This window comes from Pseudomonas sp. zfem002 (genome assembly GCF_032621685.1).
Taxonomy (GTDB): Bacteria; Pseudomonadota; Gammaproteobacteria; order Pseudomonadales; family Pseudomonadaceae; genus Aquipseudomonas; species Aquipseudomonas japonica.
The window spans coordinates 84,760-105,941 of record NZ_JAVYJH010000027.1; the positions used below are offsets into that span (position 1 = coordinate 84,760).

Below are 21,182 nucleotides of genomic sequence, written 5' to 3' on the forward strand. Positions count from 1 at the left end.
GCGTGTCTGTCCCCGTCATGTCCGAATCCTCCTCCAATCCCGAGCTGATCGGGGCCCTGGCCCTGCACTACGATGACCTGGTCGCCTATATCCGCCGGCGCTTCCAGGGCAGCCAGTTCGCCCGCGAGGTAGTCCATGACGTGTGCCTGCAATTGCTGGAGAAACCGCCGCAGCAGCCGGTGAAGCTGCCGTTCGCCTTCCTGCGCAAGGTGTCCTTCAACAAGGCCATCGATCGTCGCCGCGCCGACCGCACCCAGGCTGCCCATATCGAATTCACCGCCGAGGTGCCGGACTGGCATGTCCACGACCTGGACGGCGCCGCCAGCCTCGATTTCGAGCAGCAGCTGCACGCCCTGCTGGCGATCGTCGAGGCGCTGCCGGCGCGGGCGCGCCAGGTGTTCCTGCTGCACCGCATCCATGGCATGGCGCAGAAGGAGATCGCCGCCGAGCTGGGCATCTCGCTGAACATGGTCACCCAGCATTTTGCCCGGGCGATGCAGGCCATCGTGCGCGACTGGGAACCGGCACGCCGGGTGCTGGCGAAATGACCCGGCAGGACAAACCGGCCGGCGATGCCCTGACCCCCTTCGAGCAAGCCCTGCGCGACCGCGTGCCGTCCCGCGAGGCGCTGCTCGCCGAGGCCAAGGCGCAGACCGCGCGCCAGCGCCGGCGCAAGCAAACGCTGGGCGGCGGCCTGTCGCTGCTGGTGCTGGCGACGGGGCTGTGGTTCCTCGATCCGTCCTGGTACAGCGAGGACATCCGCGTCCCGGTGGGCAGCCGCGACAGCCGGCAACTGGCCGACGGCAGCACGCTGATCCTCGACAGCGCCAGCCACCTGCGCATCGAACACCGCCTGCGCAGCCGTCAGTTCGAGCTGTTCGAAGGCGAGGCGACCTTCACCGTGGCCCACGGCCCGCAGCCGTTCATTGTGCGCAGCCAGGGCGTGTCGGTGCGCGATATCGGCACCGTGTTCAACGTGCGCAGCGACAGCCGCGGGGTCGCCGTGGCGGTGGTCGAAGGCGAGGTGGAGGTGTCCAGCCAGGCTTCCCGCGCCAGGCGCATGCAGGCCGGACAACTGATGTTGGCCAACGCACGCCAGTTCAGCGCGATCGGCAGCGTGGACCCGGCGCGGATTACCGCCTGGCAGCAGGGCAAGCTGCGCTTCGACGGCACGCCGCTGCGCGAGGTGATCGTCGACCTGCAACGCTACCGTCAGGCGCCGATCCGTCTGCTCGATGCCCGGGTCGGCCAGCTGCGCCTGTCCGGCGAGTTCGACAGCGCTGCGGTGGAGGCGCTGCTCGATGGTCTGCCGGCGATCCTGCCGCTGAGCCTGGCGCGGGACAGCGATGGCAGCGTTACGATTCGGGCGCGCTAACGGAAAAGAGAATATTTTTCATTTCACACCTCAACATTTGTCCGCTGTCATTCGCCACTCCCTGTGAAGGTCACTTTCGAACCTGCATCTGGGGAGTCAAATGAGCACCATCGCATTCTCGCGCCGCCTGTCGCTGCTGGCCGCCGGCATCACCCTGGCTTCGACCCTGCACGCCCAGGAGGCGCAGCACGCCGTCAACCTGCCGGCGCAGCCACTGGACCAGGCGTTGAACGCCCTTGCCGGGCAGACCGGTGCGCGCATCCTGTTCGCCACCGACAGCGCCGAAGGCCTGCAAGCGCCCGGCGTGAGCGGCGACCTCAGTGTGGAACAGGCGCTGCAGCGACTGCTGCGGGGGACGCGGCTGAAGGTGCAGAAGACCGCCGATGGCAGCTACCTGGTGTCCCTGCCCACAGCGGCCGACAGCGCCGCGGTGGAACTGGGCGCCACCAGCGTCAATGCCAGCAACCTCGGCGCCACCAGCGAGCACAGCGGTTCCTACACCACCGGCAGCATGAGCAGCGCCACCAAGCTGGCCTTGAGCCCGCGGGAAACCCCGCAGTCGGTCAGCGTGGTCAGCCGCCAGCGCATCGAGGACCAGGCCATGACCACCCTGGGCGATGCGGTGAAGTACAGCACCGGCCTGACCGTGACCAAGTGGGGCGGCGAGCGCGAACGCTACAACTCCCGCGGCTTCCAGCTGAACAACCTGATGGTCGACGGGATTCCCGTGCAGTACGACGAGGCCAGCCTGTCCACCGGCCTGCTGGCGATGTACGACCGGGTCGAGGTGGTGCGTGGCGCCTCTGGGCTGATGGAAGGCGCCGGTTCCCCGGGCGGCTCGATCAACCTGGTGCGCAAGCGCCCGACCAGCGTGTTCCAGGGCAGCATCACCGGCGGTGCCGGCAGCTGGGACAACTACCGCAGCGAACTGGACCTGAGCGGGCCGTTGAATGCCACGGCCAGCCTGCGTGGCCGTACCGTGCTGTCGCTGCAGGACAAGAATTCCTTCATCGACGACTACCAGAGCCGCCGCAGCCTGGTCTACGGCGTGCTCGAAGGTGACCTCGGCGACGACACCACGGTCAGCCTCGGCGCGAGCTGGAGCCAGGACAACAACCCCGGCGCCGACTGGAATGGCCGCGGCACCCACCCCGATGGCAGCTTCCTCGACATTCCGCGCTCGCGGCGCATGAGCCCGAACTGGTCGTACTGGGACAAGGACACCCGCACGGTCTTCGCCGACATCACCCAGCGCTTCGCCAACGGCTGGACCGGCAAGTTCGCCGCCACCGCGCTGAAGAGCCAGATGGACATGTTCGGCTCCTACCTGTATCGCCCCGACGAGACGGCCCGGGATCTCGGCTTCGGCTATGGCAAGTACCACTACGAGAACACCCAGACCAGCCTCGACGGCTATGCCAGCGGGCCGTTCAGCCTGTTCGGGCGGACCCATGAACTGGTGGTGGGCGGTAGCTATCGCAACCAGGACATCGACGACGGCCCTGGCGGCTGGCCGATGGGTGGGGTGTACGAGTTCGATCCGCTGAGCTTCGATGGCAAGGCGGTGCCCAAGCCGGCGATCAGCTACGCCTGGTCGCGGGACGGCGAGGTCAAGCAGTCCAGCGTCTACCTCACCGCGCGCTTCAGCCTGAGCGAGCGCCTCAAGCTGGCCACCGGCGGGCGCCTGGACTGGTACGAGTACAGCGTGACCACCCACTCCGGTGACTGGACCGGCCACGACGACTACAAGGCCACCCGTGAATTCACCCCCTACCTCGGCTTCACCTACGACCTGAACGACACCTACACCGCCTACGCCAGCTGGACGCGCATCTTCAACCCGCAGAACTACAGCACCGCCGGCGGCGGCCTGCTCGATCCGCAGGAGGGCAGCAACTCCGAGATCGGCCTCAAGGGCGAGTACTTCGACGGCCGCCTGAATGCCAGCGTGGCGCTGTTCCAGATCGACCTGGAGAACCTGCCGCAACTGCTCGACAGCCAGGCCTGCGACGGTCGCGAATGCTACGCCTCGGCCGGTGAAGTGCGCAGCCGCGGGATCGAGTTCGAAGTGAACGGCGAGGTCCTGCCGGACTGGCAGGTCTCGGCGGGGTATACCTACAACTACGCCAAGCACCTGAAGCGCTCCGACTACAGCCCGATCGGCACCCTCTCCAGCGGTGATCGCTACGCCACCAACCTGCCGCTGAACCTGTTCAAGCTGGCCACCAGCTACCGCCTGCCGGGAGACCTGAACCGCTGGCGCGTGGGCGGCGGCCTGCATGTGCAGAGCGATATCTACACCAGCGCGGGGATCGAGCAGGGCGGCTATGCGGTGACCGATCTGTTCGCCAGCTACGACGTCGACCGGCACCTGACGCTGAGCCTGAATGCCAACAACGTGTTCGACCGCGACTACTACTCCAGCATCATGACCACGGTAGGCGGCAACTTCGTCGGTGATCCGAGGAACTATATGGTGACGGCCAAGTACCGGTTCTGATCCGCCAGTTGTTCAGTCACTGTTCTTGCGGGCCTCATCGCGGGCAATCGGAACGCCGCCCGGCCCGCTCCCACAAGGTCCGCAGCCACACCGAACCCTGTGGGAGCGGGCATTGCCCGCGATGACGCCCGCAAGCCGACCGAGTCAGGTCCGGTCCACCAGCCTGATGCTGTCCCGCCCCCCACGCTTGGACTCGTACAGCGCCGCGTCGCTCTGCTCGATCAGCGTCGCCAGGCTGGCCGGCGGCTGCTCGAAGAGGTTGGCGCCGATGCTCAGGGTCACCGGTCGTGGGGTATTGAAGGTGCTGACGGCTTCCTGCTGGAACTGCTCGCGCAGGGCGCTGCCGAGGGCGACGATGCCTTCGCGGGAGGCATGGCCGAGGAGGATCAGGAACTCGTCGCCACCCAGGCGCGCGGCTAGCGCCTCCTCGGGCAGGCGCTGCATGATCATCTCGCTCAGGCTCACCAGCAGACGGTCCCCGGCCGCGTGGCCGTGGAGGTCGTTGATCAGCTTGAAGTTGTCGATATCGATCAGCAGCAGGGCGCCCGGTTGCTGCGCCGAGACGTTCTCCAGCAGACGCGGTGCGCGGACTTCCAGGGCGCGGCGGTTGTACAGGGCGGTCAGCGGGTCGCGGGCGGCGAGGCGGGCGATGCGCTTCTCGCGGCGGTAGCGTTCGCTGCCGGTCATCGACAGGGCGATCAGCATCAACGCCACGGCACCTTCGACCAGCGACACCTGGATGATCTCGCCGCGGAACGAAGCCAGGTCGAGCAGGGTGCCGGGCATCACCGCGAGCAGCGCCTTGAGGCAATAGAAGGCGCCATGGCCGAGCATCACGTAGCGCAACTGCACGGCGCCAATGCTCAGCGACTTGCCATGGGGGCGCAGGAGCAGACTGGCGCGCAGGGCCAGCACCCCAACCAGCCCGGCGTTGGCGAAGGTCATCACGTTCGACCACCAGGGCGCGTCGGGCAGCGCCAGCAGCGCGGCCCAGAGCACGAAGATCAGGTACCAGGCGCGCGACAGGCGGGTCTCGGTGAAGCGCGCGACACCCAGCAGGAACAGCCAGTGGGCGGTGACCAGCAAACCGTTGGCGAACCAGATGCCGAGCAGCAGCAGGCCGTTCATGCGCATCAGCGCCAGGGTCGAGCCGATGCTGATGGTGGCGAAGCCGGCGCTCCAGAACAGCAGGGAGGATTCGCGCACGCTGCGCCATTCCACGGCCAGATAGGCGGCGGCGGTCGCGGCGAGCACGATGCTGAGCACCAGCAGGGTAGGTGGATCGAGCGTCATGGACTGACGGGCCTTTCTTGTTGACGACGGAATGGGCGGGATTGTAAGCGGTTGAAACGTTTTTCGGAGCACTGCGCTGCGTTTCATCTGCACCCCCTGTAGGAGCTGGCTTGCCTGCGAAGGACCGYSYRGGACCGCTGCGCGGTCCTTCGCAGGCAAGCCAGCTCCTACAGATGAAAAAGGGGCGCCTGTGCGGGCGCCCCTTCTTTTCAGCTCATGAACCCATCAGGCCCACGGACGATCACCGTTCTCGTCCTTGACCCGGGTCGGCAGACCCATCACGTCGAGGGCGTGGAGGAACGGCTCGGCCGGCAGCTCTTCGACGTTGACCATGCGCTGCACGTCCCACTGGCCACGGGCGACCAGCAGGGCCGCGGCCACCGGCGGCACGCCGGCGGTGTAGGAGATGCCCTGGCTGTCGGTCTCGGCGTAGGCTTCTTCGTGGTCGGCCACGTTGTAGATGAAGACTTCGCGCGGCTGGCCGTCCTTGCTGCCCTTGACCAGGTCACCGATGCAGGTCTTGCCGGTGTAGCCCGGGGCCAGCGAGGCTGGATCCGGCAGCACGGCCTTGACCACTTTCAGCGGCACCACTTCCAGGCCTTCGGCGGTCTTCACCGGTTGCTCGGAGAGCAGGCCGAGGTTCTTCAGCACGGTGAACACATTGATGTAGTGCTCGCCGAAGCTCATCCAGAAACGCACGTTGGGCACGTCGAGGTTCTTCGACAGCGAGTGCACTTCATCGTGGCCGGTGAGGTAGAGGTTCTGCGAACCGACCACCGGCAGGTCGTCGGTACGCTTCACTTCGAACATGGTGTTGCTGGTCCACTGGCTGTTCTGCCAGCTCCATACCTGTCCGGTGAACTCACGGAAATTGATTTCCGGATCGAAGTTGGTGGCGAAGTATTTGCCGTGGGACCCGGCATTGACGTCGAGAATGTCGATCGAGTCGATGCGGTCGAAATACTGTTGTTTCGCCAGCGCCGCGTAGGCGTTGACCACACCCGGGTCGAAACCGACGCCGAGAATGGCCGTGATGTTCTTCTGCTGGCACTCTTCGAGGTGTTTCCACTCGTAGTTGCCGTACCAGGGCGGGGTCTCGCAGATCTTGCCCGGTTCTTCGTGGATCGCGGTGTCCAGGTAGGCGACACCGGTATCGATGCAGGCACGCAGCACCGACATGTTGAGGAAGGCGGAACCGACGTTGATCACGATCTGCGATTGAGTCTCGCGAATCAGCGCCTTGGTCGCCTCGACATCGAGGGCATTGAGCGAAAAGGCCTGGATGTCGGCGGGTACCTTGAGGCTACCCTTGGCCTTGACGCTGTCGATGATGGCCTGGCATTTGGAGATGTTCCGCGACGCAATCGCAATACGACCGAGCTCGTCGTTGTGCTGCGCGCACTTGTGGGCCACCACCTTGGCGACACCTCCTGCACCAATGATAAGAACGTTCTTCTTCAATTCTCTATCTCTCCTTATCTGCCAGCTCAGGAAAGGCTGGACAGGTAGTCTTCGAAACCGAACTCACGAACCAGCTCGACGCTACCGTCGAGTTGTTTCACTACGATGGACGGCATTTTCAGGCCGTTGAACCAGTTTTTCTTGACCATGGTGTAACCCGCGGCGTCGACGAACGACAGCCGATCGCCGATGGCCAGCGGACGATCGAATGGGTACTCGCCGAAGATGTCGCCGGCCAGGCACGACTTGCCGCAGACCATGTAGGTGTGCTCGCCGTCGTTGGGGGCCATCTTGGCGTTGAGGCGGTAGATCAGCAGGTCGAGCATGTGCGCTTCGATCGAGCTGTCGACCACGGCAAGGTGCTTGCCATTGAACAGGGTGTCGAGGACGGTGACTTCCAGCGAGGCGCTGTTGGTGATCGCCGCTTCGCCCGGCTCCAGGTAGACCTGCACGCCGTAGGTTTCGGCGAACGACTTGAGGCGTTCGCAGAAGGCGTCCAGGGCATAGCCGTCGCCGGTGAAGTGGATGCCGCCGCCGAGGCTGACCCATTCGACCTTGTGCAGCAGGTGGCCGAAGCGTTCCTCGATGGTGCCGAGCATCTTGTCGAACAGGCCGAAGTCGCCGTTCTCGCAGTTGTTGTGGAACATGAAGCCGGAGATCTGCTCGATCACGCCTTCGACCTTGACCGGGTCCCATTCACCGAGGCGGCTGAACGGACGCGCCGGGTCGGCCAGCAGGTAGTCGGAGCTGCTCACCTGCGGGTTGACCCGCAGACCGCGGACCTTGCCTTCGGACTGCTCGGCGAAGCGCTGCAGCTGGCCGATGGAGTTGAAGATGATCTTGTCGCAGTTGGCGAGCATCTCCTCGATCTCGTCGTCGGCCCAGGCCACGCTGTAGGCGTGGGTCTCGCCGGCGAACTTCTGGCGACCGAGCTTGAGCTCGTAGAGCGAGGACGAAGTGGTGCCGTCCATGTACTGCTGCATCAGGTCGAACACCGACCAGGTGGCGAAGCACTTGAGTGCCAGCAGGGCCTTGGCACCGGATTTCTCGCGCACGTAGGCGATCTTTTCCAGGTTGCCCAGCAGCTTTTGCTTGTCGATGAGGTAGTACGGGGTCTTGATCACTTCGAGGCTCCAGGTAGGCCAGCCAAAAAAAGAGCCGCATTGTGCCCGTACTCGATACATATCGAAAGGGCGGGATGCGCTTTTTGCGCTGTCAATGAGCCGGCTGCCTGCCGTGCTGGCGTTTGGCCGGGTGTCGGGTTGCAAAAATGTTACGCGAGCTGGGCTGGATTGGGTGGACCGCCGGGAAGATGGGGCCCGAAAGGCAAAGCAGATCCCGCAGGCAACGAGACCGATATTAATAGCAGCGCATTACCGCCAAGTGACTAGCCGGTCATTGATCCAGGTCGCCTCGGCGCACCGAGTTCCACCGGCTTGACGAGCGTCAAGCCACGCCGGCCGCGAGCGCGCTAGTCTGCCGGGCACAATGAGGCCCCGACATGATCTATCCCGTTCTGCTGACCCTGCATCTGTTCGCCGCCATCGTGTTCATCGGCACGGTATTTTTCGAAGTGCTGTTCATCGGCGGGATCCGCCAGCAACTGCCGGACCGGCTGATGATGATGCTCGAGCACGCCATCGGCCAGCGTGCCCGCCGGCTGATGCCCTGGGTGCTGCTGGTGCTGTTCGGGGCCGGGGCGGGCATGGTCCGCGAACGCTACCTGGCGCAACTGGCGGCACCGCTGGACTCGCCGTTCGGCACCTTGCTCGGTCTGAAGATCCTGGTCGCGATCAGCGTGCTCGGGCACTTCGTCACGGCGTTGTGGCTGTTTCGCAGCGGGCGCATGACGGCGGCGGCGGTGCGCTTCATCCACGCCAGCGTCTTTACTCATCTGTTGTTGATCGTGCTGCTGGCCAAGGGCATGTTCTATCTGAGCTGGTGAACCGGGGGAGCCCGCCATGCAAGTGATCGACCGCAAGAAAGCCATGGCGATCGCGCCGCTGTGGCGCCTGGCGTTTCGCCCGTTCTTCCTCGGCGGCAGCCTGCTTGCGCTGCTGGTGCTGCCGCTGTGGCTGGTGGCCCTGGGCGGCAAGCTGCAATGGACGCCCGCCGGCGGCTGGCTGGCCTGGCACCGGCATGAACTGCTGTTCGGCTTTGGCCTGGCGATCGTCGCCGGCTTTCTGTTGACCGCGGTACAGACCTGGACCGGCCAGCCGGGCCTCAGCGGCAAGCGCCTGGCGGCCCTGGCCCTGCTCTGGCTGGCGGGGCGCCTGGCCTGGCTGGGGGCGGCACCCTGGCCGTTGCTGGTGCTGCTGGAACTGGGTTTTCCGCTGCTGCTGGCGGCGATCATGGGCCGCACCTTGTGGAAGGTCCGCCAGCAGCGCAACTACCCGCTGGTGGCGCTGCTGCTGTTACTGACCCTGGTAGATGGCATCGCCCTGGCCGGCGTGGTCCAGGGCAACGATGGCTGGCAACGCCAGGGTGTGCTCGGCGGGTTGTGGCTGGTGGCGGCGATGATGGGCCTGATCGGCGGCCGGGTGATTCCGTTCTTCACCCAGCGCGGACTGGGCCGGGCGACGGCGGTGCAGCCCTGGGCGTGGCTGGACTGGCTGCTGCTGGGCGGTGCGGCGCTGGTCGCGGTGTTGTACGCCACGGGCCCGGCGCTGCTGCCTCATGCGCCGGTTGGCGGGCTGTTCGCCGCGCTGGCGCTCGGGCATGGCGTCCGCCTGCTGCGCTGGCAGGATCGCGGCCTGTGGCGGGTACCGCTGCTGTGGTCGCTGCACCTGGCCTATGCCTGGCTGGTGGTGGCCTGCGCGGGCATGGCGCTGTGGCATTTCGGTGTGGCGCTGAACCCGAGCCTGGCCGTGCACTGCCTGACGGTGGGCGGCATGGCCGGGCTGATCCTGGCGATGATCGCCCGGGTCAGCCTCGGCCATACCGGACGCCCGCTGCAGCCGCCCAAGGGTATGACCCTGGCCTTCGTCCTGCTCAACCTGGCCGGGCTCGCCCGGGTGCTGCTGGTGCCGCTGCATACCCAAGTCGGTCTGGGGCTGGCGACGCTGTGCTGGACCCTGGCGTTCGGACTGTTCATCCGCGGCTACGCGCCGATGCTGGTGCGGGCGAGGGTGGACGGGCATCCCGGCTAGATCGACGACGCAGTGCGGCCAGTCGCCATTCTTCGCGCTGTGCCGGGATCATTGTGCAGGACAGTACCTGGCTGCCGGGGTGTCCATATGCCATCATGGCCAGCATGCTGGTCTACCCCCTCCTTTATGCCTTACTGTTCACGGAAGAATTCTGCCTATGACCCAGTCCCTCACGCACCAGGGGCAGATGCCGAGCGGTCTGGTGACGCCTGATATCGTCGTTGCCAGCGTTGATGTCGCTACCTTGCTTGGCGCAAAGCCGATCCTTGGCAGTGATGGGAGTCCGATCAGGGGGCGCCTGATCATTCCCGAATACCAGCGTCCCTATCGCTGGCAGGTCAAACACCTGCAACGCCTGCTCCGCGACCTCAGTGAGTATTTCTCGCCGTCTGCCGACGCAGTGTCTGCAACGCACGATTTCTACCTGGGCAGCATCATTCTCCATCAGTCACGCCCGCCGCACATGCGCTCCGACATCCTCAGCATCATCGATGGCCAGCAGCGCCTGGTAAGCCTGGCGTTGCTGGCATTTGTGCTGAACCAGCGTGATCTTGCCAGAGGCATCGAACTGACCTCTCCAGAGTCCCAGGCATGCGCTCTGCACAATCTGCGCTGGCTCGAGCAACAGCCGTTGCCGGCGGTGGATTTTGCAAAGGTGAACATCACCCTGGTGGTTACCCGCAGTGAGGATGATGCTTATCGATTCTTCGAAACCCAGAATACCGGCGGGGTCCGGCTCGACGGTCCGGCGATTTTGAAGGCCTATCATCTACGGGGAGTGCCGCAGCAGGAACAGGACAATCAAGCGCGTCGCTGGGAGGCCTGGGGAAGCCTGGACGGGACAGTGGATGCCCTGATGAAGGCGCGCCATTGGCAACGGCTCAAGTGGCGCAGTCTTGCCAGTCATCGCCAACTGCAACGCATACGTGAAGAGATCGTCGCGGAACTGGCCGAGCGTACTGGACAGGGACAGGACATTGCCTATCGGACTGCCCGGGTCTGCCACAGGGAGCAAGGCCAATGTCTGCAGATCGACAGCGGATACGCCATGCGTCAGCCGCTCAATGCGGGCACCAATGCCATTCACTACGTCGACTACTTCCATTCGTTGCGCCGTGCATTGCTTGTTCGGCGTGATGAACCGGGTCTAGCCCCTTTTCATGAGTTCTACGACAACCTGGTGGTGCAGGCCAATGGCAGCGAATTCCTGCGCAAGCTGTTTGATTGCGCGGTGTTGTTGTACGTCAGCCAGTTCGGTCGAGGCGGATTGCTGGAGACCGCGTACTGGCTGTTCAGGGTGATTTTCTCGCCACGGCTGACCAATGAAAAAGCTGTGCGTGAGAGCACGGCGCAAAGTTTCGCCGAGCACAATCCTGTGCTGGACTGGATCGTCTCCAGCTACACCCACGCGGAGTTGATCGAGACGTTGCAGGACTTCAGTTATGTCGCTTCCAGGAGGCTGGATGCCAATAGCGTGAAGTACAGGTTCGTGTGTGCGGTGCAGACGTATTTTTCAATGAGTCCACTAACCGCCGGTGAAGCATTGCCGTCCGATTTTGACAGTGAGCTCAAGCAGGCGATCCGGCGCAAACTCCATAACAATGCTGTCAGCCCCGCAGGTGGGAAATGAACGAACGTGTACTTTCCTATGTGCAGACGCCTGCACTGCTGTGCGCTGCCGAAATCACCCTGGTCATTCCCAGCTACCAGCGACCCTACGTCTGGCCAAGTGAGGACGTTGTCGAGTTGCTGGACCAGATCATGCAGGCCTGCGACGCCGCTCAGCCGCATTACTACATCGGGACCATCCTGACTTCCGTCGTTGCACCTCGCGATTCGACAGGGGGCAACACCGTTTACGAAGTCATCGATGGCCAGCAACGCATGACCAGCCTGATGTTGCTGGCACTCGCACTTGCCGAGGTAGCACCAGACACTGAATTGGCAAACTTCATCGTCTGGAACAAGCAGCCACGACTGACCTTCGCCATTCGTGATGAAGTGCAGCGGCAGTTCGCCGCATGGGCGGGGCTTGAGGGGGAAGAGCGAACAGTCACCTCGGAGATCGATGACGCCTACATCAAGCATATTGTTGCGGCGCGAAAGGCACTTTCCGATCACCTGGCGCAGGTGCGTCGCGAGCGAAACAAGGCTTACCTGGCCGAAGTCGCCGGGTTCATCCATTCGAATGTTCGCTGGGTGAACAACATCATGCCCGCGGGCATGGACCTGAATCGACTGTTCTCGACCATGAACAACAGCGGTGTTCAGCTCGAGCACAGCGACATCCTCAAGGCGCGGCTGCTGGCTGCGATCGGAACGCAGAAGCAGCGCTACGACGCGATCTGGCAGGCCTGCGAAAACATGAGCGACTTTTTCGAGCGCAATGTGCGCAAGGTATTCCCGACTGCTGACTGGAAGCGTCTTGGACAGAATGACCTGGCCGAACACTGCACCGCGACCTTTCCCCTGGCGCGCAGTACTGGCAAGGATTCAGCGGCGCTGACGATTGCCCAGTTGGCGAAATCCCCGGAGCTGGATGCGCAATCATCTGAAGTTGTCCAGGAGCCCAGGCAGAACTGTCGCCCGATCATCAGCTTTGCTCTGTTGCTGATGCACGCTCAGCGCATCTTTCTGCATCAGCAACAGCAGAGCGATGTCGAGGTGCGTCTGCATGAAAGCCGGCTCAATGACTACTTTGCCGATTTCATCGATCAGGTTACCGAGAAGCAAGCCAAGGCCTTTATCGAATGCCTGTGGACGGTGCGTTATCAGTTCGACCTCTGGGTGGTGAAATGGCTTGCAGAGGCTGACAGCACGGTTGCGAATCTGCGCCTGACCAATGTCAACAGAAGCAAGCTGGATGATGGCTGGCGCCTGGTGCGCACCCGGCTGGAAAGCAGTGACCTGAGCCAGCTTCAGAGTGTGCGCAATTTCACCGGCGAGCGAAGCGCGCAATATTGGTTGACTCCCTTTCTTGGTGCTCTGGTCGCCGGCAAGGCCAGGACCCAGGCACAGGTTCTGAAGTTGCTTGAGCGTATCGACAATCAACTGTCCCTGGCGCAAGAAAGTCAGAAGGAGGCCAGCTTCAAACTGCTGAGTGGCGATACCCTTGCCATGCGCGGCATCGACAGTGTGATAGCCGACTTGAACAAGCCTGGCGGCACTCGCTTCGAACATTACTGGTTCCAGAAGCTGGAATACATCCTGTGGCGTGAGCGAGACCGCTTCGGCACATATGATGCTGCAAAGCTTGCGACCTACCGGATCACTTCGAAGAACTCGATAGAGCACGTTCACCCGCAACGTGAAGAGTTCGGTGTCGAACTGGCCAAGGAGCACCTCGACAGTTTTGGCAATCTGGTGTTGCTCAGCCCCAGTGAAAACTCTTCGTACAGCAACCAGCGAGTCGGCAAGAAGCGCGAGGACTTCAAGGGCAAGCCGCGCTACGACTCTCTCAAGCTCGCGCACATTTTCAGCGGCAAGGCCGACATGAACTGGGATGTGCCCGACATCGCCCGGCACCAGGCCAGGATGCTCGATCTGATCCGAAATCACTACGCCACGACGGGGGGCTGAAGGCCGCCGTCAAACCGACGGGACTGACCATGTCGCTCGGCAATCCGCTGATGAGCCTGTCTCGACAGAGCCGTCAGGGCTCATCGCCGAGCAATGGTCGATCACTGGTCCTTGCATCCGCGCCAATCTCGAAATACTGTATGGATATTCAGTATTCGGGAAGCCTTCCCCATGCAACTCATCGCCAAGCTCGGCATCCTCGCCGACGCCGCCAAGTACGACGCCTCGTGCGCCAGCAGTGGTGCCCCCAAGCGCAGCTCGAAGGGCCGCGACGGGCTTGGCGCGACCAATGGCATGGGCATCTGCCACAGCTACACCCCGGATGGCCGCTGCGTGTCGCTGCTCAAGGTGCTGCTGACCAACTTCTGCCTGTACGACTGCCAGTACTGCGTCAACCGCCGCTCCAGCAATGTCCCGCGGGCGCGCTTCAGCCCCGAGGAAGTGGTGCGCCTGACCCTGGATTTCTATCGGCGCAACTGCATCAGCGGGCTGTTCCTCAGTTCCGGGATCATCCGCTCGGCGGACTACACCATGGAGCAACTGGTGCGGGTCGCCCGGCTGCTGCGCGAGGAGCACGGCTTTCGTGGCTACATCCACCTCAAGACCATCCCCGACGCCGATCCGTTGCTGATCGAGGAAGCCGGGCGCCTGGCGGATCGCCTCAGCGTCAATATCGAGCTGCCCAGCGATGCCAGCCTCAGGCGCCTGGCCCCGGAAAAGCAGGTAAGCAGCATCCGCCAGGCCATGGGCACCATCCACCGGGGCCAGCAGGCGGTGGCCGGCGAGGCGCGGGCGCCGCGCTTCACCCCGGCGGGGCAGAGCACGCAGATGATCGTCGGTGCCGATGCCTCGGACGACCGCACCATCCTGCGCAATGCCGAGTCGCTGTATCAGGGCTATGGCCTCAAGCGCGTGTACTACTCGGCGTTCAGCCCGATCCCGGACAGCCCCGACAGCGTGCCGCTGGCGGCGCCACCGCTGTTGCGCGAGCACCGCCTGTACCAGGCCGATTTCCTCATGCGCGGCTATGGCTACAAGGCTGGCGAACTGCTCAGCGAGGCGAACAACCTGGCCCTGGATATCGATCCCAAGCTGGCCTGGGCGCTGTCCCATCGCGAGGTCTTTCCGGTCGATGTCAACCGCGCCGAGCCGGCCCTGCTGGCGCGGGTGCCGGGCATCGGCCTGCGCAGCGTGCAGCGTCTGGTGGCGCTGCGCCGCGAACGGCGGGTGCGCTACGACGACCTGATCCAGCTGCGCTGCGTGCTGGACAAGGCGCGGCCGTTCATCGTCACCAGCGACTATCGTCCGGTGCTGGGGGAGATGCGCAGCGGTCTGCTCCGCGCTCGTCTGCGTGAGCCGCAGGCACCGCTGCAGATGGGGTTGTGGGGATGATCGCCCTCGACTGCGACGACACCTTCGCCACCTGGCGCGACCAGGCGCGGGTACTGCTCGGGCATGGTATCGACCCGGCCGAGGTGAACTGGGGCCAGGGTCCGATCCAGGACCTGCTGGCCCTGCCCGATGCACTGCCGCAAGGGCCCGGCCCGTTCAGGGCGCGGGTGCCGGGGCAACTGCTGGAGCAGTTGCAGCTGGCTGCCCGCTATCGCGGTGAACAGCGCTGGAACCTGCTCTACGAAGTGCTCTGGCGCGTGGCCCATGGCGACCGTACCGCCATGCTCGCCGGCGACCGCCTGGGTAGCGAGCTGCAGCGGCGGATCAGACAGGTCACCCGCGAGGCCCATCACCTGCATGCCTTCGTGCGTTTCGTGCCATTGCCGACGCTGCTCGCCGAGCGCCTGCAGCTGGATCTGGTGGCCTTTCACGAACCGGCCCACGACATCCTCGAAAGCGCCAGCGGCCATTTCGCCGAACGCCTGGGGCGCCAGCGCTGGCTGATCGCGACCTCGCGCGATGGCATCCGCTATGACGGCGCGCAGTTCGATTACCGCCGCCAGTGTCCCGAGACGTGGCGGCAGTGGGCGCGGGAGGCGGACGACCCCGATGCCGATCTGTGGCTGACCTATTACCGCCACACCTTCAACCCGGCCCGGGTCAATCCCGACGCCTTGCGCCTTCATATGCCCGGGCGGTTCTGGCGGCATCTTCCGGAAGGGCCGTTGATCCCGCGGCTGGTGGGCCTGGCGCGCCAGGGCAAGCAGCGTGACGGGCAGGCGCAGGAGGTGGCGGAGCAGGGTGGCAAGAAAATCCGATATCCAGCGTCGCCACCAGTTCCGTAGGAGCGTGGCTTGCCCGCGAAGGACCGCATAGCGGTCCCAATTCCGGACAACCCCGTTCCGGGGACCGTGCTGTGGTCCTTCGCGGCGGTTCGGCGTCCCGACAAGCCGCGCTCCTACGAGACGATATTCACGAGGTAGTTTCCCATGCACAAAGCCGATCGCCTGTTCCAGCTGGTCAACCTCATCCGCGTGCACCAGCCGATCACCGCCGAGCGCCTCGCCGAGCGCCTCGGCGTGTCGGTGCGCTCGATCTATCGCTATATCGACGACCTGTCCCTGAGCGGTGTCCCGGTGTATGGCACCACTGGGGTCGGCTACGCCCTCGACGCCGCGTTCGAGATGCCGCCGCTGCGCCTGAGCCGCATCGAGGTGGATGCGCTGACCCTGGGCATGGAAATGCTCGCCGGCAGCGCCGACCCGCAACTCGCCGGCGCCGCGCGGACCCTGCTGAGCAAGGTCTCGGCCACAGCGCCGGAGCAACGCATCGAGCCGCGGCAAAGCCCGGTTCGTGCCCCGGGCAGCATCGATGCCACGACCCGCGGGCACCTCAGCACCCTGCGCCAGGCCATCGAGCACAAGCGCGTGCTGCAGATCACCTACACCAGCCTGGACGGCACTGTGTCGCACCGCCTGATCCAGCCCATCGGCCTGTTCTACTGGGGCGGCAAGTGGACCGTCGGCAGTTGGTGCAGTACCCGCGCGGCCTATCGCGATTTTCGCGTCGACCGCATCGCTTCGATCATCACCAGCGAAGCACCCTGGCACGACAGCCCGCAGATTGCCCTGCGCACCTACATGCGTCATCAATCGAGCCACGGGCGTACCGATAACACGCTGGCAGGATGACCTGCGGATCACGCCAGCAGTCTGGGCAGCGAGGACACCAGCAGGGCGACCCCCGAAGCGGTCAGCAGGCCGAGCACGATCTGGCGGAAACGGGCATCGCTGATGCCGAAGTACAGACGGGTGCCGAGAAAGCTCGGAATCAGCATGGCCGGGGCGACGACGGCGAACATCGGCCACATGTCGCGGGTGACGATGCCCGAGCCGAGGTAGGTGGCCATGGTCACCAGCAGCATCGACAGGTTGAAGTTCTGGATGATCGAGCGCTGGGCATCGCGCTCATAGCCGCGCAGGGTGCACCACAGGGTCGGCAGGGTGCCGGTGAAACCGCCCAGGCCGCTCATGATGCCGCCAGCGAAGCCGACGCCGCCATTGGCTACCCGACCGCCGAAGGCAATCACCGGCAGGCGCCTGGCCATCAGCATGATCGGGCACCAGACCACCAGCAGGGTGCCGAGAATGGCCTTGAAGCAGTCCATGTTCAGTTGCGGCAGCAGGGCCACGCCCAGCGGGATACCGAGCAGGCCGCCGAGGATGAAGGGCGCCAGTTGCCTGAAGTCGAAACCACGGCGCACCGAGAGGGCCGCGACCAACTGGCCGAGCAGGGCACCGAACACCGCCAGGGTTGCGGCCAGCCTGGGATCGAGGACCCAGGCCCAGAACGACATGGCCACCAGGCCGAAGGCGAAGCCGGACAGCCCCTGCACGAACCCCGCGACCGCGGCACCCAGGGCCACCACCAGATACATCGAATCCATCGTTACCCTCCTTGTCATCCGTCAGGTGCCAGCGCGGGCGCCATTATGAGTGGATGAAAGACGATGGGAGAAATTCCAACGGGGCATGTCGATATGACGAATCATCCCGTTGTCCTCTGCAACGGGTATTGGCCGGGCATCGCCCGAGCCTGAATGACAAGGCCGCACGAACCCGAAGGTTCGCGCGGCCTCGATTGCGCTACAGCTCAGTGCCGGTCAGCGTTTCTGCTCGTCCTTGCCGCCACCCTGGCGACCCGGTTGATCCATATCGGTCGAACGGTCGGGTTTGTTGTCGCCCGACATATCCTTGCCACGCTGACCGCCCTCGGCGGTGCGGTCGGTGCCGTGACGTTGCTCGCTGCCGGAAGTCTGGCCACCCTGGCGACCTTTTTCCCAGGCCTTGTCCTTGTCGCTACCGGTTCCGCCAGGCGTACCCGACGTCATGCCACCTTGTTTGCCACCTTGGTTGTCTTGATTGCCAGCCATGATCTTGTCCTCGATGCGGTTGACACAGCTTGGTCTGTGTTCAGTTTCGACGTCGCAGGCGGGAGGCGATGCTCAAAGCATTTTTGAACGATCGGACCAAGGGCGCTAAAGGACCGGTCGGGGGCATTTCGTGTGCAAGACAGCCTGTTGCCAGGGGCGTGCTGGGTGTCGGTTGCCCGTCGCCTCTGGCATCATCGCGCGCCAATCGAACATCGCTGCTGCCCACAAGGACCCTGCTGTCATGCGTGAACGGAAATCAGCCCGGCTCTTGATCGTCGACCCCGAGCAGCGGGTGCTGCTGTTCCACTTCGTGCACACCGACGATGCGCTGGCGGGGCGCTCGCACTGGGCCACGCCCGGCGGTGGCCTGGAGGAGGGCGAGAGCTTTCGCGAGGCGGCGATTCGCGAGTTGCGCGAGGAGACCGGTATCGAGGTCGCCGACGTGGGTGAACCGGTGGGCGAGCGGCGCTTCGTCATGCGCCTGCCCAGTGGCGAGGACGTCATTTCGATGGAGCTGTACTACAGCGTGCGGGCCACTTCGCAACAGCTCAGCCGCGACGGCTGGACCGCGCACGAGATGAAGGTGATGGCGGCGCATCGCTGGTGGTCGGTCGAGGAACTGCGCAGTACCACCGAGACGGTGTATCCGCAGCAGTTGCTGGAGATGCTGGAGCGTGCCCGTGATGCTTGAGGACAACGCCGCACCGCTGATCATCGATATGCAGAAAGGCATCGCCAACCCCGCGGGTGTCCGGCGCAACAATCCCGGCGCGGAGCAGCAGGTCGAAGCCTTGCTGCGAGCCTGGCGGGTGTCGCGGCGACCGGTGGTGCATGTGCGGCATATCTCGCGTGCGGCGGATTCGGTGTTTCGCCCGGGGCAGGTGGGGTGCGAGTTCCAGGAGGCGCTGGCGCCGCTGGGGGATGAGCAGGTGTTCGAGAAGAACGTGCCGGATGCCTTCGTCGCCTCGGGTCTGGAGCGCTGGCTGCATGTGCGCGGGATCCGCCAACTGGTGGTGTGCGGGGTGGCGACCAACAATTCGGTGGAGGCCACGGCGCGCACCGGCGGCAACCTGGGGTTCGAGGTCGTGGTGGTGGCGGATGCCTGCTACACCTTCGATCTGCTCGGGCGGGGTGGCCGGCGTTGGGCGGCGGAGGAGGTGCATGCTATGTCGCTGGACAACCTGGCGCTGGATTATGCGCGGGTGGTGGACACTCGGGATGTGTAGGAGCTGGCTCGCCTGCGAAGGACCGCAAAGCGGTCCCGGTTTGCGGCCGCTGCGCGCCCGTTTCGCGGGCAAGCCACGCTCCTACGGATTTGCTTCTGTAGGAGCGCGGCTTGCCCGCGAAACGGGCGCGCAGCGGCCGCAACATTGCATTCGATCTGGTAATCAGGACACAGCCACCCTGCGCAAGGTCTTGATCAGCAGCCCATACAACTGATCCACCGGCTTCGACCCCTGCGATGCCCGGCTGCGATACACCGCCACCTCCATCGGCTCCAGCGGGCCCAGGCCATGCTCGGCACCGAGGATTTCCAGATGCTCCGGCGCGCTGCAGCGGGTCAGTACCGCCACTGCCAGGCCACTTTCCACCGCCGCGATCTGCCCGGCCAGGCTGGAGCTGTTGTACACCACCCGGTAGTCCCGCCCCTGCAGGGCCAGTGAGTGAATTGCACAGCGCCGCGCCTGGCTGGTGCTTTCATAGGTGGCGATGGGCAGCGGATCACGGCGCCAGACATCGAACTGCGGCGAGCCGACCCAGACCATCGGCTCACGGAACAGCAGGGTGCCGCGCCGCGGATGATCGCGGGACACCAGGGCCAGGTCCAGGTCACCCTGTTCGATCCGGGGAATCAGCGAGGTGGACTGCTCGCAATCCAGCTCGATCTCCACCGCGCCATAGCGCAGGGCGAAACGCTTGAGCACCGGGGTCAGGTAGCGCGCAGCGTAGTCGTCCGGCACGCCGAGGCGGATCCGCCCGGTGAGTTCGTCGCCGTGAAAGGCGTTCTGCGCATCGCTGTGCAGGTCGAGAATGCGCCGCGCATAGCCCAGCAGCACCTGGCCATCGGCGGTGAGGTGCTGCTGGCGCGCATCGCGTACCAGCAACTGGCGACCCAGCGCCGCCTCCAGCTTCTTCAACTGCATGCTCACCGCCGATTGCGAGCGATGCACCTCGGGCGCGGCATTGGACAGCGAGCCGGTGTCCACCACGGCGACGAAACACTTGAGCCAGTCGATTTGCAGGTCCTGCACGGGCACGCTCCGTTGTATTCGATAAGCGAATAGGGTTGTCGCGTAATATGCGCTTTTCGCAATGCTGTGTCTGCGCGATAGTGGCCGGCGTCCGAATGCAGCGTTCGAGTAACCGCGGTCCGCCGGGCGGATCGCCAGAGAAGGAGAGGGATTGTGTCATCGGTTGCCAAGGGCTCCACGGAGCTGGGCTACAACGAGGTGTGGAACGGGTTCCGGCAATTGCTGCCGATCTCGATGTTCGTCGTGGTGTTCGGTCTGGCCTTCGGCCTGGCGGCGGCCCAGGTCGGGCTGGATTCGCCGACGATCATGTGGATGAGCACCCTGGTGTTCGCGGGCGCGTCGCAATTCGCCGCCCTCGATCTGTGGGGCGCGCAGGTGCCGTTGGTGCCGTTGATCGTCGCCGTGTTCGCCATCAATGCCCGTCACCTGCTGATGGGCGCGACGCTCTATCCCTGGCTGCGCGAGCTGCCGGTGGCGCGGCGCTACGGGATCATGCTGGTGGTCTCCGACGCCAACTGGGCGATGTCGATGCAGGCGCTGAGCGCCGGCAAGCCGGGCCTGGGCATTCTCTTCGGCGGTGGCCTGGCGCTGTGGTCGACATGGATTCTCGGCACCTGGCTCGGCCTGTACTTCGGCAACCTGGTCAGCGACCCGGTGAGCTGGGGCCTGGACATGGTCATGGGCTGCTTCCTGCTGTCGATGGTGGTGGGGGGCAAGAAGGACCTGCGCATGCTGCTGATCTGGGCGGTCGCCGCCGGTTCGGCGCTGCTCGCGTACCGGTTCCTGCCGGAGAACAGTCATGTGGTGGTGGGTGCCCTGGCCGGGGGCATTGTCGGTGCGGTGTGGATGGAGAAGCGCAAGGATGAACATTGAAACCAGCGGCCACGGCCCGCTCATTCTGGTCCTGATCATGGCGCTGGTGACCCTGGCGACGCGCTGGGGCGGGGTCTTCGTGATGTCCTTCGTGCCGATCAACTACCGCGTGCAGCAGTTCATCGGCGCCATGTCCGGCTCGGTGCTGGTGGCGGTGCTGACGCCGCTGGCGGTCAGTGGCGACAACGGCGCGCGGGCGGCGCTGGCGAGCACCGCGGTGGTCATGTTGCTGCTGAAGAAGCCATTGCCGGCGATTGCCGCGGGGATCGTCGCGGCGGCCTTGTTCCGGCATTTCTGAGCAATCTCCCGGGGCCTGCTGCACCGCACGGCGGCCCCGCGTGCCAACCGCTGGCTATCTGCCAACCTGCGATTATTC

The 21,182-nt window shown here is 64.7% G+C and carries 20 protein-coding genes; 14 read left to right on the top strand and 6 right to left on the bottom strand.

The genetic code is table 11. The features are described from left to right. Positions 1–17 precede the first annotated feature (17 nt). The 3 genes from RTI28_RS25845 to RTI28_RS25855 all read left to right on the top strand — a co-directional run bounded on the left by RTI28_RS25845 (position 18) and on the right by RTI28_RS25855 (position 3,875). Positions 18–548: an RNA polymerase sigma factor gene (locus RTI28_RS25845; RefSeq protein ID WP_316923116.1), complete on the top strand. Its 531-nt coding sequence runs from the start codon at positions 18–20 to the stop codon at positions 546–548. Continuing rightward, on the top strand, positions 545–1,375 hold the full coding sequence (locus RTI28_RS25850) for a FecR family protein (RefSeq protein WP_316923117.1): 831 nt from the start codon (positions 545–547) through the stop codon (positions 1,373–1,375). Before RTI28_RS25845 ends, RTI28_RS25850 begins: the two co-directional genes overlap by 4 nt. A gap of 100 nt (positions 1,376–1,475) precedes the next feature. Beyond that, the gene (locus RTI28_RS25855) at positions 1,476–3,875 is read left to right on the top strand and encodes a TonB-dependent siderophore receptor (protein ID WP_316923118.1); all 2,400 of its coding nucleotides are present in this window, start codon (positions 1,476–1,478) and stop codon (positions 3,873–3,875) included. 144 nt (positions 3,876–4,019) lie between these two features. On the opposite strand, the gene RTI28_RS25860 is transcribed toward RTI28_RS25855, so the two are convergent. The 3 genes from RTI28_RS25860 to RTI28_RS25870 all read right to left on the bottom strand — a co-directional run bounded on the left by RTI28_RS25860 (position 4,020) and on the right by RTI28_RS25870 (position 7,753). Further along, the gene (locus RTI28_RS25860) at positions 4,020–5,168 is read right to left on the bottom strand and encodes a GGDEF domain-containing protein (protein ID WP_316923119.1); all 1,149 of its coding nucleotides are present in this window, start codon (positions 5,166–5,168) and stop codon (positions 4,020–4,022) included. A gap of 225 nt (positions 5,169–5,393) precedes the next feature. Then, complete coding sequence (locus RTI28_RS25865; RefSeq protein WP_042126753.1) at positions 5,394–6,629, bottom strand: saccharopine dehydrogenase family protein; 1,236 nt, start codon at positions 6,627–6,629, stop codon at positions 5,394–5,396. Positions 6,630–6,655: 26 nt separating this feature from the next. Continuing rightward, a complete protein-coding gene (locus tag RTI28_RS25870) occupies positions 6,656–7,753 on the bottom strand; it encodes a carboxynorspermidine decarboxylase (RefSeq protein ID WP_316923120.1) in 1,098 nt (365 codons plus the stop codon). Positions 7,754–8,130: 377 nt separating this feature from the next. Between RTI28_RS25870 and RTI28_RS25875 the strand changes: the two genes are divergently transcribed. From RTI28_RS25875 to RTI28_RS25905, 7 genes are all read left to right on the top strand, one after another. Further along, entirely contained in the window at positions 8,131–8,574 is a 444-nt protein-coding gene (locus RTI28_RS25875) for a hypothetical protein (protein ID WP_316923121.1), read from the top strand. 16 nt (positions 8,575–8,590) lie between these two features. Next, on the top strand, positions 8,591–9,778 hold the full coding sequence (locus RTI28_RS25880; protein ID WP_316923122.1) for an NnrS family protein: 1,188 nt from the start codon (positions 8,591–8,593) through the stop codon (positions 9,776–9,778). Between the two features lie 157 nt (positions 9,779–9,935). Next, positions 9,936–11,408 carry a DUF262 domain-containing protein gene (locus tag RTI28_RS25885; RefSeq protein ID WP_316923123.1) on the top strand — a complete coding sequence of 491 codons (1,473 nt, stop codon included), beginning with the start codon at positions 9,936–9,938 and terminating at the stop codon, positions 11,406–11,408. After that, positions 11,405–13,357 carry a DUF262 domain-containing HNH endonuclease family protein gene (locus RTI28_RS25890; RefSeq protein WP_316923124.1) on the top strand — a complete coding sequence of 651 codons (1,953 nt, stop codon included), beginning with the start codon at positions 11,405–11,407 and terminating at the stop codon, positions 13,355–13,357. The genes RTI28_RS25885 and RTI28_RS25890 overlap by 4 nt, the downstream gene beginning before the upstream one ends. Positions 13,358–13,528: 171 nt before the next feature. After that, a complete protein-coding gene (locus tag RTI28_RS25895; RefSeq protein ID WP_316923125.1) occupies positions 13,529–14,749 on the top strand; it encodes a putative DNA modification/repair radical SAM protein in 1,221 nt (406 codons plus the stop codon). Then, a complete protein-coding gene (locus tag RTI28_RS25900) occupies positions 14,740–15,594 on the top strand; it encodes a TIGR03915 family putative DNA repair protein (protein WP_316923126.1) in 855 nt (284 codons plus the stop codon). Before RTI28_RS25895 ends, RTI28_RS25900 begins: the two co-directional genes overlap by 10 nt. A gap of 144 nt (positions 15,595–15,738) precedes the next feature. Next, a complete protein-coding gene (locus tag RTI28_RS25905; RefSeq protein WP_316923127.1) occupies positions 15,739–16,440 on the top strand; it encodes a YafY family protein in 702 nt (233 codons plus the stop codon). An 8-nt stretch (positions 16,441–16,448) separates the two neighbouring features. Here the strand turns inward: RTI28_RS25905 and RTI28_RS25910 are convergent, their stop codons facing one another. Together RTI28_RS25910 and RTI28_RS25915 are read right to left on the bottom strand one after the other, a co-directional pair. Next, positions 16,449–17,195: a sulfite exporter TauE/SafE family protein gene (locus tag RTI28_RS25910; RefSeq protein ID WP_316923128.1), complete on the bottom strand. Its 747-nt coding sequence runs from the start codon at positions 17,193–17,195 to the stop codon at positions 16,449–16,451. A gap of 216 nt (positions 17,196–17,411) precedes the next feature. Next, positions 17,412–17,681 carry a hypothetical protein gene (locus RTI28_RS25915; protein WP_316923129.1) on the bottom strand — a complete coding sequence of 90 codons (270 nt, stop codon included), beginning with the start codon at positions 17,679–17,681 and terminating at the stop codon, positions 17,412–17,414. A gap of 241 nt (positions 17,682–17,922) precedes the next feature. Between RTI28_RS25915 and RTI28_RS25920 the strand changes: the two genes are divergently transcribed. Then, positions 17,923–18,372 (top strand): NUDIX hydrolase, encoded by a 450-nt coding sequence (locus RTI28_RS25920; protein WP_316923130.1) that lies wholly within the window; start codon positions 17,923–17,925, stop codon positions 18,370–18,372. Next, a complete protein-coding gene (locus tag RTI28_RS25925) occupies positions 18,365–18,907 on the top strand; it encodes a cysteine hydrolase family protein (protein WP_316923158.1) in 543 nt (180 codons plus the stop codon). The genes RTI28_RS25920 and RTI28_RS25925 overlap by 8 nt, the downstream gene beginning before the upstream one ends. 162 nt (positions 18,908–19,069) lie before the next feature. Here RTI28_RS25925 and RTI28_RS25930 read toward each other — a convergent pair whose 3' ends face one another. Then, entirely contained in the window at positions 19,070–19,939 is an 870-nt protein-coding gene (locus RTI28_RS25930) for a LysR family transcriptional regulator (protein ID WP_316923131.1), read from the bottom strand. Positions 19,940–20,086: 147 nt separating this feature from the next. On the opposite strand from RTI28_RS25930, the gene RTI28_RS25935 reads away from it, so the two are divergent. After that, a complete protein-coding gene (locus tag RTI28_RS25935) occupies positions 20,087–20,806 on the top strand; it encodes an AzlC family ABC transporter permease (protein WP_316923132.1) in 720 nt (239 codons plus the stop codon). After that, on the top strand, positions 20,796–21,104 hold the full coding sequence (locus tag RTI28_RS25940; protein WP_316923133.1) for an AzlD family protein: 309 nt from the start codon (positions 20,796–20,798) through the stop codon (positions 21,102–21,104). Before RTI28_RS25935 ends, RTI28_RS25940 begins: the two co-directional genes overlap by 11 nt. The last annotated feature ends 78 nt before the right edge of the window (positions 21,105–21,182 follow it).

Bases quoted from the DNA above. Each gene is read 5' to 3' on its own strand.
- RTI28_RS25845 (WP_316923116.1), top strand. From the start codon at position 18: ATGTCCGAATCCTCCTCCAATCCCGAGCTGATCGGGGCCCTGGCCCTG.
- RTI28_RS25850 (WP_316923117.1), top strand. From the start codon at position 545: ATGACCCGGCAGGACAAACCGGCCGGCGATGCCCTGACCCCCTTCGAG.
- RTI28_RS25855 (WP_316923118.1), top strand. From the start codon at position 1,476: ATGAGCACCATCGCATTCTCGCGCCGCCTGTCGCTGCTGGCCGCCGGC.
- RTI28_RS25860 (WP_316923119.1), bottom strand. From the start codon at position 5,168: ATGACGCTCGATCCACCTACCCTGCTGGTGCTCAGCATCGTGCTCGCC.
- RTI28_RS25875 (WP_316923121.1), top strand. From the start codon at position 8,131: ATGATCTATCCCGTTCTGCTGACCCTGCATCTGTTCGCCGCCATCGTG.
- RTI28_RS25880 (WP_316923122.1), top strand. From the start codon at position 8,591: ATGCAAGTGATCGACCGCAAGAAAGCCATGGCGATCGCGCCGCTGTGG.
- RTI28_RS25885 (WP_316923123.1), top strand. From the start codon at position 9,936: ATGACCCAGTCCCTCACGCACCAGGGGCAGATGCCGAGCGGTCTGGTG.
- RTI28_RS25890 (WP_316923124.1), top strand. From the start codon at position 11,405: ATGAACGAACGTGTACTTTCCTATGTGCAGACGCCTGCACTGCTGTGC.
- RTI28_RS25895 (WP_316923125.1), top strand. From the start codon at position 13,529: ATGCAACTCATCGCCAAGCTCGGCATCCTCGCCGACGCCGCCAAGTAC.
- RTI28_RS25905 (WP_316923127.1), top strand. From the start codon at position 15,739: ATGCACAAAGCCGATCGCCTGTTCCAGCTGGTCAACCTCATCCGCGTG.
- RTI28_RS25910 (WP_316923128.1), bottom strand. From the start codon at position 17,195: ATGGATTCGATGTATCTGGTGGTGGCCCTGGGTGCCGCGGTCGCGGGG.
- RTI28_RS25915 (WP_316923129.1), bottom strand. From the start codon at position 17,681: ATGGCTGGCAATCAAGACAACCAAGGTGGCAAACAAGGTGGCATGACG.
- RTI28_RS25920 (WP_316923130.1), top strand. From the start codon at position 17,923: ATGCGTGAACGGAAATCAGCCCGGCTCTTGATCGTCGACCCCGAGCAG.
- RTI28_RS25925 (WP_316923158.1), top strand. From the start codon at position 18,365: ATGCTTGAGGACAACGCCGCACCGCTGATCATCGATATGCAGAAAGGC.
- RTI28_RS25940 (WP_316923133.1), top strand. From the start codon at position 20,796: ATGAACATTGAAACCAGCGGCCACGGCCCGCTCATTCTGGTCCTGATC.